Raw genomic sequence first — 16,488 nt, 5'->3', positions numbered from 1 at the left:
AGCATTAACACTAGGCACTCTATCGATTACTCTAAAGAACCTTCTGCCTGAATATCAGCCAACTTACGGTATTTAACACGGTAAATCAGCATGTAGAACACAGGTACTGCAAACAAGATTAAGAAGGTTGCTACCGCCAGACCAACCATCATAGAGCCAGCCATCGCAGCGAAGAATGCGTCTTTCAATAATGGGATCATACCTAAGATTGCCGCGATCGCTGTTAACGATACTGGGCGAACCCTAGAGACAGCTCCATCAAAAATCGCTTTGTAGTCTTCAGCGCCTTGCTCTTGGTAAATCGTAATTTGGTCGACCAAGACAATACCGTTACGACACATCATACCGGTAAGACTCAGCGCACCAAGTAATGCCATGAACGTAAACGGCATGTTAAAGGCAAGTAGGCCACCGACAACACCGATAATCGATAACGGAACAACAAACCAAATCACTAAACCTTTCTTCAGCGAGTTAAATAAGATAACCGTTAAGATAAACATGATTAAGTAACCTGCTGGAATAGAAGTAAATACCGATGCTTTAGCATTGGTTGATTTCTCATGACTACCACCCCACTCCATTGAGTAACCCGTTGGCAAGTTTTTCTCAAACTCTTCAGCTGCTGGTAACATCAATTGACGAACAGAGGCTGAAGTTGCATCAGAAGTCACATCGTAATCAGCCATTACGGTAATCGTGCGGACACGGTTACGACGGTTGATAAAGCTGTCTTCAAATGTTGTTTCAAAACCATCGACAACTTGTGAAATTGGCACAAAACCTTGTTTCACCGGCGACCAGATATTTAATTCACCTAAGTTAGATAAAGTTACACGTTCATCTTTTGGTGGACGAGCAATAACGGGTAATACATCTGTACCGTCTTTGAACTGACCAATCGCACGACCCGTAAAGTTCGCTAGAATCGTTTGATCTAAGTGTTGCTTAGTTATCCCTAAACGACGCGCTTTGATTTCATTAAATTGAGGGCGAATCACTTTAGAGCGCTCAAACCAATCGTCACGCACAGATTCTGCGCCAGGTGTAGCACGCATAAAGTCTTTAGCTTGCTCTGATAATTGACGTAAAACGACAGGATCTGAACCGTAAATACGTAATTCAATGGCACCCGCTGTTTGTGGACCAACAGAGTAGCGCTTAGGCGTTAACTGCAATGTCGGGAATTTTTCAGGGGCATCCTGACGTAACTTTTTAATCACCTCAACCACGTCATCTGGTGTTTGAGTAGATACGATTATGTTTGCATAGTTGTCATATTGTTTTTCAGGCTTGTATGAAAGCATAAAACGAACATGACCACCACCAATCGCTGCTGTAGTTTGGGTTACTTCGTCATAAGACAATAAGAACTCTTCAAACTCATTAACCTTTTCTTTCATCGTACGGATATCAGTACCAAAACCGTCACGCACGTCAAGTTGGAATTGAGCTATCGTTGAAGGCGGGAAGAATTCAGGTTTAACATACTTAAACGATTTCGCTGAAACCACCAACATAGCAATTAATGCAAAGGTGAACACCCATGGGAAGCGCATACACTTGTCTAATAACCACTTGAAGCCGACAAAGATAAAACCACCGTATGGGTCGTGATCACCATGTGCCTCGGCATGGCCATCAAACTCGCCATCTTTGTAAAAGATTTCACAGAAGTATGGCGTAATAGTGATAGCGGTGATCCAGCTTAAGAATAATGAATACAGTAATACCCAGAATAATGAGCCAACAATTTCACCCGTACTATCTGGTGATAAACCAATCGGTGCAAAAGCAATAATGGCAATAACTGTCGCAGCTAAAAGCGGGTATTGTGTCTGCTTAACGATGGCAATCATTGAATCCCATTTCTTATTGCCTTTTTCCATCCCTATTATCAGGCCTTCGACGACAACTATCGCGTTATCAATCAACATACCCAAGGCGATGATCAACGCACCTAACGAAATACGTTGTAACTGAATACCGTGCATTTCCATTAGAATGAAGGTACCGGCAATCGTCACGACTAGGATAAAACTGATCAGTAAACCGGCTTTACGGCCCATAGTAAATAACAAGGTGAAGAATATGATGACACACGCTTCAAGTAGGTTACCTAAGAAACCTTTAACCGAGTTATCTACGCGCTCTGGTTGATTGTAGACAAATTCGTATTCAATGCCGTGAGGACGCATTTCTTCTAATTGGTCCATGCGCTCTTGCACTGCTTTACCAACAGTAACAACATTGACGCCTGGCGCAAATGAAATCCCCATTGAAATAGCTTCTTTGCCATTAATCGTAATGTAATTAGCTGGTTTATCTTTATAGCCGCGATAAACGTTAGCAACATCAGATAAATATAAGATAGTTTCTGAGCCCGTCGGCGATACAATGATGTTTTTCAAATCATCGATTGTTTGGAACTCGCCCGTTGGATAAAAGCGAATGACTTCTTCACCAATGTGAACATCGCCAGCAAGCGAAATACTGTCTTGCTGTTTAATCGCATTAGCAACGTTGTTGAACGTTAAGCCTTGGTTAGCAATTTTAGAGCGCTCTAACTCAATGAAGATTTGCTCTTGCTGCTCACCCTTGGTTGCTACTTTACCAACGCCAGGTACGAGTAATAACTCACGTTTAACTAACTCAACATATTCACTTACTTTGTTTAAGCCGTAACCGTCTGCGTATACCTGCATCATCATGCCGTAAACGTCACCAAAGTCATCATTTACGATAGGTTGCATCGCACCTGGTGGTAGGCTGCGAGAAGCATCCCCTACTTTGCGACGTAAGTCGTCCCAAAATTGCTGAACGTCTTTTTTCTGTGCATCGCGCGGTAAGTTAAACTCGATATAAGAATAGCCTTTACTCGAGTATGAAGCGATGTAATCAATCATCTTCATATTTTGTAGGCTAGTCTCTATAACGTGGGTGACTTCCTCTTCAACCTGTTGTGCCGAAGCACCTGGGTAAAGGGTCACTACAATTGCATTTTTTATGGTAAAGTCAGGATCTTCTAGCTGACCAAGCTTAAAAAAGCTATTAATACCACCAAATAGTAGTATTAGCGTAACCATCCAAGCGATTACGCCATTTCTCATAAAGAAGCCGGCTACACCGCCTCCTTCAGGTAATGGAGCTGTCGTAGTAGTCATCGATTAGATCCCTCTTTGCTTAGTCCACTCGCGAACTTTAGTATTCTCTAATAATGAATGAACACCAGCTGCGGCGATAATATCGCCTTCTTTAAGACCACTTGTTACTTTAACGCCTTGATCTGTCAACTCATCGATAGTGACACTTTGACGATGAACCGTCATGGTTTCTGGATTGACTTTCCAAACAGCAAATTCTTTATTGGCTGGATCCGTATCAGACGGTGAGAACACTGCTTCAACAGGTACTAAAACATATTCACCTAAACCTTCAAGTACTTGGTCTAATTCAATACGAACGTTGGCTGTCATACCTGCAACAATATTGATGTCTTTCGGGTTTTGCATTGTTAACACAACATTGTATGAACGAGATTTTGGATCTGGTGTGCGATCCATCTCTTTAAATATTGCCGTGTAAGGCTTGTTTTTATGCGTTGGCGACGAAGTAAAAGTTACTTGTGGTTTATAAGATGAAGCACCCGGCTTAACACGACTCAAGATTGATTCAGGTAATTGAAATGAAATATCGATACCGTTTTGTGATTGAATGGTCACAATGGGCTTAGACTGCGCCATAAGGTTAGGAATCATTTCGCGATTTTCAACGTGGACTTTTGAGATAACGCCTTGATAAGGAGCTTTAAGCACAGTATACGCTAAATTATTTTGTGCAGTTTCTAACGATGCTTCAGAAAGGGCTAATTGTGCGGCCGCCATGTCATAATCAGCTTGCGATGTCAGCTCAAGGTTTAGCATACGCTGTTGACGCTCGAACGTCTTTTTCGCTAAGTCAAACGCCGCTTGCGCTTCGTTTACCTTAACTTGATAATCGGTTGGGTCAACTCGAGCTATAACGTCACCTTTTTGTACGGTCGAGCCGGCGACGACATTAACTTCAATTAACTCACCACCAACACGCAATGCCAAAGCAGATTCCTCTGACGGTTGAACAAGTGCTGGAAAGTTTTGGATATATTGACTCGTTACAGAAGTGACGTTAAAAAACTCTACCGGGCGCACAACCTCACGCACCACTTCTTGTTTATCATCACTACAACCGACCAATGTAGCCATAGAGGCAGCTACGAAAATAGCTGATAGCAGTCTCGGTGTTGATTTCATTTTTTACCTTCCGTTTATTAAAAAAAATGTTAACAGAATAAGGATAGGCTAAAAATCGTGTTAATCGAACCCCAAACGCGAAAAAAAATGTTATTTTTTGTGATGTTAAGATTGAACAATGGAAGGGCAATAAAATGAACAGGAACGCGATAAAACAAACCAAAGAGATCAGCTAACAAGCCGCAGTAAAAAGCGAGGTTAACAACCTGTTAACCCCTTAGTAAGTGTATGGATACAAAGGTAAACACTAGAATACACAGTGTTTAGCGTAGTCACTAGCCTCGTTTGCTGTCCACTCTCCCTTGGGTTTTTCGTCCATCATTTTACACCACTTTTCACTACCGACTTCTGGTGTACAAGCGGCGATAAAACAAACAAATACTAAACTTGATAGCTTCTTCATTGGGCATTCCCTGACAGTTTATTTACAATAGATTACGTAAGATAACATATTCAATTTGTGAAAAGTAATACAAATGCAAATTGCTATCGCTTATCATTTACAATGAATAGAATAATTTAATCTATTGAAATCATATAAGTTTAATTAAGGCAGTTATGACGCGCATACCACTTGCTATTCAAATTATCATTGCAATTATTTTCGGCTTAGCCGCAGGCTATTACACGCAGCATATGCCGGATATAATAAATCAAATTGCCGATGCGTTTCTGTCATTACTACAACTAACGGCGATTCCATATATCGCGTTATCTATGGTGATAGGCGTCAGCCAGTTAACCGGTAAAGAGGCGCGCTGGGCCTTAAAACCGGTATTACTTGCGCTATTGCTCGTTGGTAGTGTTATCTTAGCATTTGTCTTTAGTGCACCTTTGGCTTTTCCCGATTGGCAAAATGCTGAATTCTACAGTGCAAACACGATACACACGCCGGCTCCCGAGTCGTTGCTTTCATTATTTATCATCAAAAACCCTTTTGAAGCCTTAGCCAATGCAAACATTCCAGGGGTGGTATTTTTTAGCTTTTTACTAGGTTTAGGCTTAATTCCACTGAACAACAAAGAGCCCTTAATTAGCTCTCTCAATCAGCTATTAGAAAGCATCTCGACGATTAATAAAGTGGTGATGACATGGTCGCCAATCGGCATTTTTTGTATTGCTTTTAGGGCTGTGTCTAATATCGAGCCACATACGCTTGATGGGCTAATGGTCTATTTATTAACAGCGTTTTTACTGGTCCAGATATTAAGCTGGGTAGTCTTACCCGTAATTATTTCGATGTTAACGCCGTTTAGTTATAAGCAAATCATAAGAGCAACGCGCTCATCAATGATGGCGGCGTTTGCTACAGGTAGCTTTTTACTCGTTATCCCTAATCTTGTCGAAAAATCAAAAGAGCTATTTCAACAAGGGAAGCACGATCATGCGTCGCTTGATAAAGTGCCTAATATTGTTATTCCACTGTGTTTTAGTATCCCGATTGGCGGCAAGCTACTGGTCTTACTCTTTCCGATATTCGCAGCTTGGTTCTCCGGCGCTAATGTTGGTTTGAATGATTACACAAACCTAGTTGTTCACGGCGTTCCGCAGTTATTTTCATCAACAACGGTTGCCATGCCCAAACTGCTTGAATCATTTAATGTCTCGGCGACTATGTTTGAGGTATTTGTGGTCGCCGATAACCTTTTAACGGGTAAATTAGTTGCCATGCTATCAGTAATTAGCGCTTTTAGTCTGGTATTACTGATTAGTTCAGCCGTTATCAAAAAGATTCGGATCAACGTAAGTCGATTGATTCGAGCAGGCATCTTATTACCGAGTTTATCGATTGGACTATTTTTGTTATTGCGCGTATCCCTTGCTTCAATTGATTATCAATATCAAGGCTATCAAAACTTTATTGATCGAGATTTATATTACAAAGAAGTAGCTCACACCGTATTAGCACAGCCACAAGTTCCTAAGTATCGCGAAACGGGTCAATCAGCGTTGGAGCGCATCAAAGAACGTGGTTTTATGCGGGTCGGTTATTTTAGAGACGATTTGCCGTACGCTTTTCACAACAAAAATGGCAAGCTAGTTGGTTTTGACATTGCCATTATGCACCATATTGCGAGTGATCTTGGTGTTAAGATTGAGTTTGTTAAAATTTATCGCGATCAGGCAAAATCACTGTTAGCGCAAGGCTATTTGGATATGACAACCGGCATACCAGTAATTCCAGATAATATGGAAAATTATGCGTTATCTATTCCCTATAGTGAGCAAACAATTGCCTTTATCGTCAAAGATGAACGCCGCGGTGAATTTACTCAGTGGAAAAACATCGTTGATCGCAAAGAGCTCATTATTGGTATTCCCGAAACTTTCTTTTACAAAGATGCTATCGCCAAGTTTTTTACTGGTGCTCAGGTTTGGGAAATATCAACCCCACGCCTGTTTTTTAAAGAGAAGTATCAACACATTGATGCCATGCTTTACGGTGCTCCTTCAGCATCTGGTTGGAATCTACTCTACCCAGATTATACGGTTGTTGTGCCAACACCACGCCTAGAGCCAGTAAGCCTTGCATTTGCATTAAGTCGAGATGATAACCAGTTTGAGCGCTATATTCGCAACTGGATTTTAATGAAAAAGAAAAACAAAACCATCGACAAGCTCTTTAATTACTGGATTGCAGGCAAACCACCTGTCGATTTTGTCAATATGTCAGAAGCGCACTAAACCTGCCGGTTTAAGAAGCTGTTAACCACCGCATATTGTACGTACAATGTGCGCTAACCCAAGGATTGTAACGAAAAGACCATGAGAACAAGCTTTATTCTGCTTTCAATACTGCTACTGACAAGCTGCAGCAGCCGATACACCGTGTCGACCAACCTTGATAAAGAAAACTTTGATAACTATTTTGCCGTAGGCAAAGTAAAAACCTACCAATCTGCTAATGACTTGCCCAAAAACAATGAATTCATCGCAATTGTTGAAGGTAATTCTTGTCAAGAAAAAGCCCACTTGGCTGAGCCAGATGAAATTGAGGCAAAAAACATGGCGAAACGCAAAGCCAATAAACTCGACGCTAACGCCATTATTTTTTCGCAATGTGTGTTTGTCGAGTCAACAGCTTGCCTGCAAGAAAAAGTCTGTTTTGGTCGCGCTTATAAAGTACAGCTTGATGAGTCATAGTTAATGAGTAACGCACTTGATAGCTCATTAAACCTAAAGTTTATAGGTCAAGCCCATACCCCCTACAACGAAAAATTTGCTATACCCAGGCAACCAGGGCTAGTGAAAGATGCTCATGGTTACATTGAGTTATACGACAAATGCCACGCTAACCAAATGGTAGAAGGTCTTGAGCAATACTCACATTTGTGGGTTTTATTTGCTTTTCACGCAACCGCTGATAAAGGTTGGAAAGCTATGGTGCGTCCACCTCGCCTCGGTGGTAATAAAAAGTTAGGTGTATTAGCTACGCGCTCAACTTTTAGGCCCAATCCTATTGGTATGTCAGTCGTTAAGCTAGAAGATATATCAACCGTCAATGGCACTACTCGCATTAATATTTCAGGTATGGATTTGTTAAATGGCACGCCAATTATCGATATTAAGCCCTATATTCCCTATGCTGATGCGATAGTTGACGCGACTAGCTCGATAGCACAACACGCTGGTAAAACCATCGCGGTATGCTTTAACCCGCAAAGTGAAAAGTTACTCGCACAGTTGGCGAACAAATACCCTAGGTTAAAAACTATGATCAGCCAAGTGCTCTCACAAGATCCTCGGCCTGCGTATAAGCGCAATAGCAAAGACGATAAGGTTTACGGCATGAGCCTTTACAACCTCAATATTAACTGGCACATGCTTGACGCAACGACAGCCCAAGTCACTGTGATAGAACAAAGAAAAGATGAAAACTAACCCGTTAATTGAATTAGTGATCCTCGCCGCTATTTGGGGGGCTTCTTTTTTATTTATGCGCATCGCCAGCCCTGAATTTGGCCCTGTGTTACTCATGGCACTAAGAACCTTGATCGCTAGTTTAGTGCTACTACCGGTACTTTTTTTGAAAAAACAACACAAGGCACTTCACGGCAAGTACCAAGAAATATTTATCGTTGGCATGTTTAACACAGCGATTCCTTTTGTATTATTTGGCTATGCCACCTTAACATTGTCAGCCGGTGTTACCTCGGTCTTGAATGCAACAACACCTATGTTTGGCGTGTTAGTCGCCTTTCTTTGGTTTAAGGAAAAGCCCAAACGCAATAATGTTTTGGGCTTAGTAGTGGGGTTTATTGGTGTCTATTTGTTGATGTCGGATAAATCAACAGATAATGCCAGCAGTATTATCTTGCCGACAATAGCTGTGTTATTAGCGACATTTTGTTATGGTTTTGCCGCTAATTTAACCAAAGCCAAATTATCAGGCATTGGCTCACTGGCATTAGCAACTGGCAGCCAAGTTTCTGCCACCTTAGTCCTACTCCCCCTGAGTCTATGCTTTTTACCCGACCAACCCATCAGTAACGACGCTATTTACGCTGTTATTGTGTTAGGTGTTGTCTGTACTGGTTTTGCCTATATCTTATTTTTTCGCTTGATCGCTGCCATGGGGCCAAATAACGCAATAACCGTTACTTATTTGATCCCAGTATTTGGTATTTTGTGGGGGACAATGTTTTTACAGGAAAGCATTACCACAATGACGATAGTTGGCTCTTTGACCATTTTATTCGGTGTTGGTTTGACAACAGGTGTTATAGGGAAGAGGAAATAGCTTATCAGCTATCAGTGTTTGAATAGCTGATAGCTGATAACAATCCGTATAATAACAAAAAGCTTATTTTTGTTTATGTACAACCCCGCCTTTCATGACGAAGTCGACATCAAGCAGTGCTTCAATATTTTTTAACGGGCTCTCGTCGTAAGCCACTATATCGGCTAATTTACCCTGTTCAATCGTGCCTAGGCTAGCTGACATATCAATCAGCTCAGCGGCATTAACGGTTGCTGATTTTAAAATGTCACTATTGGACATGCCCGCATTTGCCATTAACACAGCTTCTCTGGCATTAATACCGTGTTTTGATACGCCAGAATCGGTACCAAAGGCGATTTTAACGCCTGCTTGATATGAACGCTTAAAGTTTGCCGTCATATCGGCACCTACGCGAATGGCTTTGGCTTTAATTGCTGGTGACATAAAGTTTGATGTTTTAGCTAGGGTTACAACGGTATCGCCAGCCAATAAGGTAGGCACCAAATACGCACCATTTTCTTTAAACAAGCGAATACTTTCTTCATCGGCGTAGCTGCCATGCTCTATGCTATCAACACCCGCGCGCAGAGCGGCATTGATGCCTGCAGCCGCGTGCGCATGGCTCGTTACTTTTCGGCCTAAGGCATGGGCAGTTTCAACGATTTCCTTTAATTCATCATCGGTCATTTGTTGGCCAGTGCCGGTATTGGTATCTGATAAAACTCCGCCAGTCGAGGTGATCTTAATGACATCTGCGCCGTATTTTATTGCATGACGGGTCGCGCGCCGGCAATCATATGGCCCGTCACAAATGGTTTTTGGCGTGTATTTTTCAATCAGCTCAGCTTTCATGCCGTCAACATCACCATGGCCGCCGGTTACGGCAACCGAAGAGCCAGCAGCAATAATCCGAGGACCATTAACCCAGCCATTATTAACGGCATCACGTAAGGCAAATATTTCTTCCGGAGAGGCGCCCAAATCACGCACGGTGGTAAAGCCTGCTTGAAGTACTTTGTTAGCAAACATTGTGCTTCTCATGGCGACATCAGTGCCTGACATACGCAGTGCTTCACTATCGTTATTAGGGCCAAGCTCTCCTTGTAAGTGAACGTGCATATCCATCAATCCCGGCATAACAAAACGATCTTTAAGATCGATTAATTGGACTTCTTTACCGTATTTACTTGGTTTTTCGTAGCCACTTACGACTTGTGAGATCTTGCCATCTTTGATCACTACCGTTTGTGCTTTAAGTGGCTTGTCGCCCGGCGTGACTAATAGTTCACCCGCGTGGATCACAGTCGTTTGTGCGGAAACAACGCTAGAAACGGCAAGCGATAAAGTTGCGAGAATTGACGGTATCGTTTTCATAGAGCCTCTTATTATTATTCAGTTATGTAAACTAATGTTCACCTTAGCAAGAAGTTTAAAAAAGACAAAACTAACGAGATGAATTAACGCGAATTCAGGTTAAAAAATGAATTACACCGTCCATGGCAATTCATCAATAATGTTCGTCCATGAACAAAATATGAATTACACCGTCCATGGCAATTCATCAATAATGTTCGTCCATGAACAAAAAAGTCAGCTAATAAGCTGACTTTTCAAAAACGAATTGCCTGTCAAAACTAGTGCTGATGACCACCAACGCCATGGGCGTGACCGTGTTCTATCTCTTCTTGACTCGCTTCACGTACATCAACGACCTTAACGTCAAATGTTAACGTTTTGCCTGCTAGTGGATGATTTAAATCAACAGTGACCATAAAGCGACCTGCTTTAACGACAGTTACTTGGCGTTGACCTTGCTCTGTGTGAACAGTTGCTACCATACCAGGTTTCCATACTTTCGCGCCTTGTAAGTGTTTTACTGGTACACGTTGAATAGCATCGTCCTGGCGTTCGCCATACCCGTCTTCAGGTGATACTGTTACCGAAAACTCATCGCCGGCTTGCTTGCCTTCTAAAGCGTTTTCCACGCCAACAATCATATTTTTATGACCGTGCAAATAAGCAATCGGATCGCCGCTAAGTGATGATTCTAACTCTTCGCCTTGTTCATCACGTAATGTGTAGTGAAATTGGACAACATTGTCTTTGGTAATATTCATAATGATCCTTGAAATGCGCATGTGCGCGAAAAATTCGCGCAGATCCTATCAAATATTAAATAACAAACCTAGCGCGGCGTAGCGGTAAATTTAAATTCTTCTGATAACTCGCTGATCCCTAAACCACTGCCCTTTTTCACTTTGATTTGCACATTAATTCGCTCTTTTAAGGCATCAACATGACTGATAATACCCACCATTTTACCGCTGGCATTTAAACTATCCAGGGCGTTTAAAGCCATTTCGAGGGTTTCATTATCTAAGGTGCCAAAGCCTTCATCTAAAAACAGTGAATCAATTGAGGTTTTGTTACTGACCAAATCGCTTAATGCGAGCGCTAGCGCTAAACTAACTAAAAAACTCTCACCGCCCGATAACGTAGAGGTATCACGAACACTATCAGCTTGCCAGGTATCAATCACTTCCAGTGCAAGACCATCGGTTTGCTTGCGCTGAAGCTGATATCGCCCATCGAGTGCCGATAACCGCAAATTCGCTAAATACACTAAATGCTCTAAGGTTAAACTTTGGGCGAAACGGCGGTATTTTGCCCCATCAGCGGAGCCAATTAACGTGTTGAGCTTAGCTAAATCATCTACCACCTGCTGTTGCTGGGCGATTTTATCAATTAGCGCCGTTTGTTTTTGTAATTCTTGTTGATGTTGCGCCAACTGTTGCTGGTGTTGTCCTAAGCTAACTTGCAGTGTTTTCAGTAATAGCTGTTGTTCAGTCAGCTGCACTTGTACCTGTTCAATTGTTTGATCAGTCAACGCTTTTTCGATTAATTCAGTTAACTGCTGAGTTAACAAGTTAACCCTGTCTTGAGCGCTTGCCATGTTTTCAAGAGCGGTTTTACGCGCCTTTTCTAATCGCTCAATGTGCTCTTCTGGCAATAGCGCCTGCAAAAATGCTTGCTCGTCTGCGAAATTACTAGCGGCTATGGTACTTTGCCAGTTGTCATTCAGTGCTATACATTTGTCAGATAATTGCCCGAGTTGGGCTTTTTGCGCATTGATTTGACCTTCAGAACTGCTTAACGCTTGGCTCAATTGTTTTAACTGCTGCGCTAATTTATCACCCGCTTGTTTAAACGATTGCTTTTGCTCGGCAAACTCGTGGCGCTTATCTGCCACACTACTATTGCCAATCATCTCGAATCGCGTTTGCCTTAACTTGATGAGTTGTTGCTCCTCAGCCTGATTGGATTGGACGATCTGTTGTTCTTGGGCGCTGAGTTGTTTGATCTGTTGCTCAGATAATGCAATAGCTTGCTCAATATGTTGACGCTGCTGCCTCGCTTCCTGCGCGCTTGACTCAATGGCATTAAATTGCTCAACAAGTTGATGCGTTCGCGCTAGCAATTGTTCAAAATCAGCCAAGCTCTCAAGGCGCTTGTCAAATGGGTTAAACCCTAATGCGGCTAGGCTTTGATTTATCTGACGATAGTTTTCTGATAATTGTTCATTAATATCAGCCACGCTGCTCTTGATCTCAACACCTTGCTGCTCAATCGACTGAATGCGTTGCTCAGCTAATGATTGCTCATTTTGCAATTTGGTAAACTGGCTTTCTTGCTGGTGTAGTTGTTCAATCGCTTGTCGGCAAACGGACTCGAGTGCTTTAAGCTGGCTCGCAGCAGCTTGCCAAGCCTGTACTTGCATATCGAGCGCTTGTAAAATCTCTGGTTGTTGCATCGTGTCGCTGAGCGAAAGGGTTATTTGCAGCTGTGTTGCGATTGCTTGCCATTGTGCCGTCATTTGTTCGATATCTTGCACTATCCCAGATAAGCGCTGCTCATTTTGAGTCAATTGCTCTTCAAGCACGGCGATTTGTTGGCTAAATTGGCTGCCTTGTTGCTCAACCGCTTTTAGCGCTTGTTCTGCCTGAGCCAATAACTCTTGATGCGAGCTCGTTATTAAATTTCGATACTGCTCAATCGCGGGGTGTGTAGTTGAACCGCACAATGGACAGGCTTGTTCAGGCTGTAGTTGATCGCGATAATCACTTAACGCTTGAATCGCTTGTTGCTGCTCAACAATTAACCGCGCGTCCTTAACCTGACGCTGGATCTGTTTATATTGCTCACGGCACTGGTTGCGCTGCTGTGTTAAATTTTGATGCTGATGCGCTAAATTAGCTTTCGCCTGTTCTAGCTCAGTTTTCTGCTGACAAATCTTGGTGTATGAGCTGATCAGTGGCTTAGCCAAAGCTAACTGCGTGCTATGCTCTTGTTTGACCGCTAATTGCTGATAAAACTGCTCCACTGAATTAACAGATTGCGAGTTGAGCAATTGTTGAATATCAGCCTGTGCCTGCTGTAGCTGATGATCAGCTTGCGTTTTAGTTTGCTCTTGAGCCTTTACTTGTAAAGCTAATTGATTGAGCTTTTCACGCTCGTTCTGCAACGTGTGCTGTAGTGTGTTTTGTTGCGCGCTAAGATTTTCTTGCTGAGTATGTAATTGCCTCAATTGTAAACAAGTGGCTTGCCATACAGGCAGTTGTGATTTCAAGTCGTTAATGTAAGGATGCTCACAGACAAAATCATCTTGGTGTTTAATCGCGACATTGGCTTGATTTAACGCGGTTTGACTTTGAGTCAATACGGAGTTTTCACTGGCAAGCTTTTTCGTTAGCTCATCGAGTGCTTTGGCACTTGTAGCTTGTTGCTCGGTTAATTGATTGATCTTGTGATCAAGCGGTATCACTTGATCAATTATACGCTGCTCTTGCTCATCAATGGCTTTAAGCGCTTGTTCACTTTGCTGATTAAATCCGGCGTATTCTTTTTCTAACGCGACAAACTGCGCTTGTTTTTGCGCTTGTTGTTGGCTTTGCTCATCAAGTTGAGTTTGCTGAGCAATAACTTGCTTTTTGAGCTCAACTAGCTGTTCGTATTCAGGCTTTATTTTGAGCGCAGGCTGCGCACTATCAAGCTTGGCGAAATCAGCTTGCTGGGCTTCAAAACCTTGTTCCACCGTAGCTAAGTGTTGCTTTTCAGTAGCTAATTTGTCGGTTAATTCACGCTGTTGTTGCAACCACTGCTTTTGCCCTGTCAAGGTGTCAATTTGTTTTACTAGTGCCTGCTCCTTTTCAACGGCATGAACAATCGCCTGCTCTACTTCGCGCAATGCTTCGGGGCTCAGCAAACTCAGTGATTGTTTTTGTTGCTCTAGTTGTTTTAATTCGCTGTCACACGATTTGTATTGATTGAACACCTGGATAGAAATCTGACCGTAAATTTCAGTACCCGTCAGCTCTTCTAATAACTCTGCTCGCTCGTTAGCGCTAGCATTTAAAAAGGCGGCAAACTGACCTTGCGAAAGCATCATCGACTTAGTAAAGCGGGCAAAGTCTAAGCCAGTTAGCGCTTCAACCTGAGCTTTCACTTGGGTCGGTTTCTCCGCCAAAATTTGACCATCTATCGTGGCGAGTTCAGCTTTGGCGTCAACTAAGTTACCTTGTGAATCGTTCTTAGCACGACGCTGAGACCAAAAAGCGCGATAACCTTGTCCTTTAACTTCAAAGGTTACTTCCGCAAGACAACTCGCTGTATGCCGAGTCATTATTTGATTTTGGCTTTTCGAGATCTTTTGTCGCGGTGTTTGGTGATATAGCGCTAAACAAATGGCGTCGAGAATGGTTGTTTTACCGGCACCTGTTGGGCCCGTAATAGCAAATAAGGCGTCTTGATCAAAAGGCGCTTGACTAAAATCGATAAACCAATGACCTTTTAACGCGTTTAAGTTTTCAAAGCGCAATGAGAGAATTTTCATAGCTCTTCCTCATTGTGTACTTGCTCAACCACAGATTTATAGAGCGCCATCAATCGTTCTTGTTGGTCAGCGCTTTCAGCGCTATCAATTGTTTCTTCGCGTTCTAACGACAACCGTTGCTTAAAGACTTCATCGACATCAAGCTCTTCAAGGGTGATTTTTTCTTGTTGCTCAAGTAATATTTTGCGCTGCGATTTGCTTCTTCTTACCCGTAATACTTCTACTGGCATATCAGACAAGTGTTGCTCAATGCGTTGCGAAATATCGTGATGATATTCGTCACTATCGACTTCAACATCAAGCCAAATAGGTTTGTCTTTGAGTTGTTCCTCACTCAATTCAAGTAATGCTATATGTTCAGTCAAGATTGCCTTAAGTTGCTCAACCGGCTTTTTCACCATCAGTAATTGCTGTGTCGTTGGCACGGTGAGTCGCTCAACTTCACAGCGTTCATTCGTGACATCAACTAGGTGAACAAACTTTTCCTGACGCGCTTCATCAAACGATAAGGCAATTGGCGAACCGCAGTATCGGATGTGTTCAGACTTGGCAATTTTTTGGCTTTGATGAATGTGTCCAAGCGCTAAATAGTCATAGGGTGGAAACGCATCGGCGGGAAACGCATCTAGCGTACCAATATAAATCTCTCTTACCGAATCACTTGTGCTGGCACCGACTGTCGTTAAATGCCCTGTGCCAACAATAGGTAACGCGTTACCCGAAGTACAGGTTTTTGCTTGCTCAAAATGATGTAAATACTGATCGGCAATCGCCTGTTGTAATTGTTGTTGTTTTGCTTGCGCATCTAAACCAGCAATACTTTTGACAACATCTCGTGGGCGAATAAAAGGTATGGCGCTGATCACACCGACAGGCTCGCCCGCGCTGTTGTTAATGACAATGTTTTGCGCTTGATTACTGTCAATATGAGTGACGATATGGCTGTTTAAATAAGCCAATACTTGTTTTGATTCACCCAACATAGCCACTGAGTCATGATTACCTGCCAACAAAATAAGTTGGCAATTAAGTTGGCTTACTTTGGCAATAAAATCGAAGTACATTTCGCGAGCATAGCTTGGCGGATTTGCGGTATCGAAGATATCGCCAGCCACAATAATCGCATCAACTTGATGTGTTATAGCTTGCTCGACCAACCAAGTTAAAAATGCCTGATGTTCATTTGCCCGGCTTTTGCCGTAAAAATACTGGCCGAGGTGCCAATCTGAGGTATGGATTAATCGCATGATTTCCAAAGCATTATTTTTTCACTCATTCTACTAAAATAAATAGGGTCAGGTACATAGAAATAAATAAAGTAAACCTGCCCCCATTTAACTTTGAAACAACCAGCAATTTATATCATTTCAAATTAATTTATTAACATGTCTTTACATTGTTTGTATCAATAACCTGCTATAAAAATACATCAAGGTTAATTTACTGTTTTACAATTGTATTTTCGGTTGAAAATAACAGGCGTGGATTAACCTAAACGGATCAGGGCATTGAACCACCTCGCCTCAATCGTTGCTGACAAAGCTGTAACAAGGGAAAGATAAACATAATCATTAAAGCAAAGGAAG

The 16,488-nt window shown here is 42.3% G+C and carries 11 protein-coding genes; 4 read left to right on the top strand and 7 right to left on the bottom strand.

Annotated elements, in window-relative coordinates; genetic code table 11:
* Positions 1 to 26: 26 nt before the first annotated feature.
* The 3 genes from LP316_RS10450 to LP316_RS10440 all read right to left on the bottom strand — a co-directional run bounded on the left by LP316_RS10450 (position 27) and on the right by LP316_RS10440 (position 4,692).
* Positions 27 to 3,164: an efflux RND transporter permease subunit gene (locus tag LP316_RS10450; RefSeq protein WP_193020975.1), complete on the bottom strand. Its 3,138-nt coding sequence runs from the start codon at positions 3,162 to 3,164 to the stop codon at positions 27 to 29.
* 3 nt (positions 3,165 to 3,167) lie between these two features.
* Positions 3,168 to 4,289, bottom strand: coding sequence for an efflux RND transporter periplasmic adaptor subunit (locus LP316_RS10445; protein WP_193020973.1), 1,122 nt, complete (start codon positions 4,287 to 4,289; stop codon positions 3,168 to 3,170).
* A 247-nt stretch (positions 4,290 to 4,536) separates the two neighbouring features.
* Entirely contained in the window at positions 4,537 to 4,692 is a 156-nt protein-coding gene (locus LP316_RS10440) for a DUF3012 domain-containing protein (protein WP_193020971.1), read from the bottom strand.
* Between the two features lie 155 nt (positions 4,693 to 4,847).
* Here LP316_RS10440 and LP316_RS10435 point away from each other — a divergent pair, with 155 nt between their 5' ends.
* The 4 genes from LP316_RS10435 (at position 4,848) to LP316_RS10420 (ending at position 9,030) form a co-directional block, all read left to right on the top strand.
* Positions 4,848 to 6,974, top strand: a complete 2,127-nt coding sequence (locus LP316_RS10435) for a cation:dicarboxylate symporter family transporter (protein WP_193020970.1) — start codon at positions 4,848 to 4,850, stop codon at positions 6,972 to 6,974.
* Between the two features lie 144 nt (positions 6,975 to 7,118).
* On the top strand, positions 7,119 to 7,433 hold the full coding sequence (gene rcsF, locus LP316_RS10430) for an Rcs stress response system protein RcsF (RefSeq protein ID WP_193020968.1): 315 nt from the start codon (positions 7,119 to 7,121) through the stop codon (positions 7,431 to 7,433).
* Between the two features lie 3 nt (positions 7,434 to 7,436).
* Entirely contained in the window at positions 7,437 to 8,171 is a 735-nt protein-coding gene (tsaA, locus tag LP316_RS10425; RefSeq protein ID WP_193020966.1) for a tRNA (N6-threonylcarbamoyladenosine(37)-N6)-methyltransferase TrmO, read from the top strand.
* On the top strand, positions 8,161 to 9,030 hold the full coding sequence (locus LP316_RS10420) for a DMT family transporter (protein WP_193020964.1): 870 nt from the start codon (positions 8,161 to 8,163) through the stop codon (positions 9,028 to 9,030). Before tsaA ends, LP316_RS10420 begins: the two co-directional genes overlap by 11 nt.
* 63 nt (positions 9,031 to 9,093) lie before the next feature.
* On the opposite strand, the gene LP316_RS10415 is transcribed toward LP316_RS10420, so the two are convergent.
* The 4 genes from LP316_RS10415 to sbcD form a co-directional block, all read right to left on the bottom strand.
* Complete coding sequence (locus tag LP316_RS10415) at positions 9,094 to 10,386, bottom strand: metal-dependent hydrolase family protein (RefSeq protein ID WP_193020962.1); 1,293 nt, start codon at positions 10,384 to 10,386, stop codon at positions 9,094 to 9,096.
* Between the two features lie 260 nt (positions 10,387 to 10,646).
* Complete coding sequence (locus tag LP316_RS10410) at positions 10,647 to 11,129, bottom strand: FKBP-type peptidyl-prolyl cis-trans isomerase (protein ID WP_193020960.1); 483 nt, start codon at positions 11,127 to 11,129, stop codon at positions 10,647 to 10,649.
* Between the two features lie 68 nt (positions 11,130 to 11,197).
* A complete protein-coding gene (locus LP316_RS10405) occupies positions 11,198 to 14,902 on the bottom strand; it encodes an SbcC/MukB-like Walker B domain-containing protein (protein WP_193020958.1) in 3,705 nt (1,234 codons plus the stop codon).
* Positions 14,899 to 16,149, bottom strand: coding sequence for an exonuclease subunit SbcD (gene sbcD, locus LP316_RS10400; protein WP_193020956.1), 1,251 nt, complete (start codon positions 16,147 to 16,149; stop codon positions 14,899 to 14,901). The genes LP316_RS10405 and sbcD overlap by 4 nt, the downstream gene beginning before the upstream one ends.
* Between the last annotated feature and the right edge of the window lie 339 nt (positions 16,150 to 16,488).

Origin of the sequence: Thalassotalea sp. LPB0316 (genome assembly GCF_014898095.1) — a bacterium.
GTDB lineage: Bacteria > Pseudomonadota > Gammaproteobacteria > Enterobacterales > Alteromonadaceae > Thalassotalea_G.
The sequence above is the reverse complement of the archived record's forward strand: the minus strand, read 5'-3'. Positions and strand labels throughout refer to the sequence as shown.